The 2,245-nt window shown below is 75.0% G+C and carries 2 protein-coding genes; both read left to right on the forward strand.

Annotated features, from left to right (window positions below):
- A partial coding sequence (locus G3N18_RS15650) for a transglutaminase-like domain-containing protein (protein WP_196385172.1) occupies positions 1–1,822 on the forward strand: 1,822 nt, incomplete at its 5' end.
- The coding region (locus tag G3N18_RS15655) for a DUF5684 domain-containing protein (RefSeq protein WP_230404244.1) at positions 1,819–2,245 on the forward strand (427 nt) is incomplete at its 3' end. The genes G3N18_RS15650 and G3N18_RS15655, both read left to right, overlap by 4 nt.

The following is a 2,245-nucleotide window of genomic DNA, read 5'->3' on the forward strand; positions in this document are numbered from 1 at the left end:
GCGCTCGAGCGGGGTACGGCTGCGGCGCGCCGCCGCCGCCGACGTGCGCCGCACCGGAATCGGGGTCGGCATGGTCGCGATCGCGGTGATCGCGGCCCTCGCCGTGCCCGCGGCAGCCGCCTCGGCGCCGCGCGACGTACTGCGCGAGAGCACCGGCCCCCGGCTCGAGATCTCGCGGGCGGTCAGCCCGCTCGCGGCGTACCGCGCGATGTTCACCGACGCCGCGCACGACCAGCTGCTCTTCAGCGTGACGGGCGCGCACGTGCCCGAACGCGTTCGCCTGGCGGTGCTCGACAGTTACGACGGTGCCGTCTTCCGCACCGCGGCCGGAGCCGGCGCGTCGAGCTTCGTGCGCCTCGCGTCGACCCGAGGCGCGGGCGACGGAGAGCGCGTCGACGCCGACATCGTGGTCGGCACGCTCGACGGGATCTGGATGCCTTCGGCCGGCGCGCTCACCGCGGTGAGCTTCGAGGGCGGCCGCGCCGCCGCGCTCGCCGACGGCTTCTACGTCGACGACGACCTCGCCGCGGCCGTGCAAACCGCGGGCTGGCAGCCGGGCGACGCCTACCGGCTCGAGGCGACCGTCGCCCCGACCGAATCGCTCGCGCAGGCCGGAGCCCCGGGTGGCACAGGGGGCGGCACGGGCGACGGCTCGGCCGAGAGTGCCCCGGCGCCCGCGAGTCTGCGCACCTGGATGCAGGAGCACGTCACCGGCACGGGCGGGTCGGCTCTCGCGGGGCTCGTCGCGCTGCTGCGCGAACGCGGCTATCTCAGTCACGCGCTGACCGACACGCAGACGGCGTGGATGACGGATGCCGGCGTCGACACCTTCGTCCCGAGCGCCGCGGGGCACTCCCTCGCCCGCATCGACCAGCTGTTCACGGCGCTGCTCGACCGCGAGCAAGACCCGCGCGCCCAGGCATCCGGCAATTTCGTCGCCGCGATCGGCGACGACGAGCAGTTCTCGGTCGCGGTCGCCCTGCTCGCGCGTGAGCTCGGGTTTCCCGCCCGTATCGTCGTCGGCGCCCGCACAGCATCGACCGACCCCGAGCTCACGGTGTGTCCGAGCGGGTCGTGCGGCGCCGCCGACCTGTCGGCCTGGGTCGAGGTGCGCAGCGACCGCGGCGAGTGGATCCCGGTCGACGTGACCCCGCAGCACCTGCAGGCGCCGAGCCGCGAGGTCACGGCGCAGCCCGACCCGACGATCGGCACCGAGGTGCGCCCCGACACCGTCGACGAGGCCCCGCCGCCGAAGCCCGCGCAAGAAGACGCCGCCGCCGGAGCGGAGCGGCCCGCGACGCTCGACCTGTCGTGGCTGTGGACGGCGCTGCGGACGACCGGCATCGTGCTGGCCGTCGCGGCACTCGTCGCGGGGCCCTTCCTGCTCGTCATCGCCGCCAAGGCGCTGCGCCGCCGCTCGAGGCGGACCGCCGGCGACCCGCGCGAGCGCATCGCCGGGGGCTGGGACGAATACCTCGACGCCGCCGCCGATGCGGGCCGACGCGCGCCGGGATCGGCGACCCGCGTCGAGATCGCGCAGACCTTGGATGCCCCGGTCGCGGCCCGTCTCGCCGCGGGCGCCGACGCCGCCGTCTTCTCGGCAGAGCCCGCGACCGACGACGAGGCGACGGAGTTCTGGCGCATCGTCGACCAGGAGCGCGGCGGCTTCGCGCGCACCCGGTGGCAGCGCGTGCGCGCGGCCGTATCGTTGAGATCGTTCGTCCCCGGGGGCCTGCGCAGGCGCCCGCCCGTCACCGAGAGCCCGTCCGACATCGAGAGGGGGAGCCGCGCGCAGGCCGATGCCGCGCGGCGCACCGCATGAACACACCCGACGCATCCCTCGCCGCCCTGCTCGGGCTGCTCAGCTTCGTGCTCTCGGTCGCCCTGTACGTCTGGACGGCGCTCGCCGTCTCGGCGATGTTCCGCAAGATGGGCGAAGAGCCCTGGAAGGCGTGGGTGCCGTTCCTCAACACGGCGACCCTGCTGAAGTGGGGCGGCTTCAGCCCGTGGCTCGTGCTGCTCTCGTTAATCCCGGTCGCGCAGATCGTCGTGTACGTGCTCGTCGTGGTCTCGGTGCACCGGATCAACCCCGGATTCGGGTACGGAACCGGCATGACCGTGCTGGCGGCGCTCCTGTTCGTCGTGTGGGCGAGCATCCTCGGCTTCGGCCCGGCGCGCTGGCTCGGCGCGCGGGCGGCGGGCAGGCGGGTATCCGTCGCGCCGGACCCGGCGCCCTCGGCGACGC

This window comes from Microbacterium paulum (assembly GCF_015707995.1).
Classification (GTDB): Bacteria; Actinomycetota; Actinomycetes; order Actinomycetales; family Microbacteriaceae; genus Microbacterium; species Microbacterium paulum.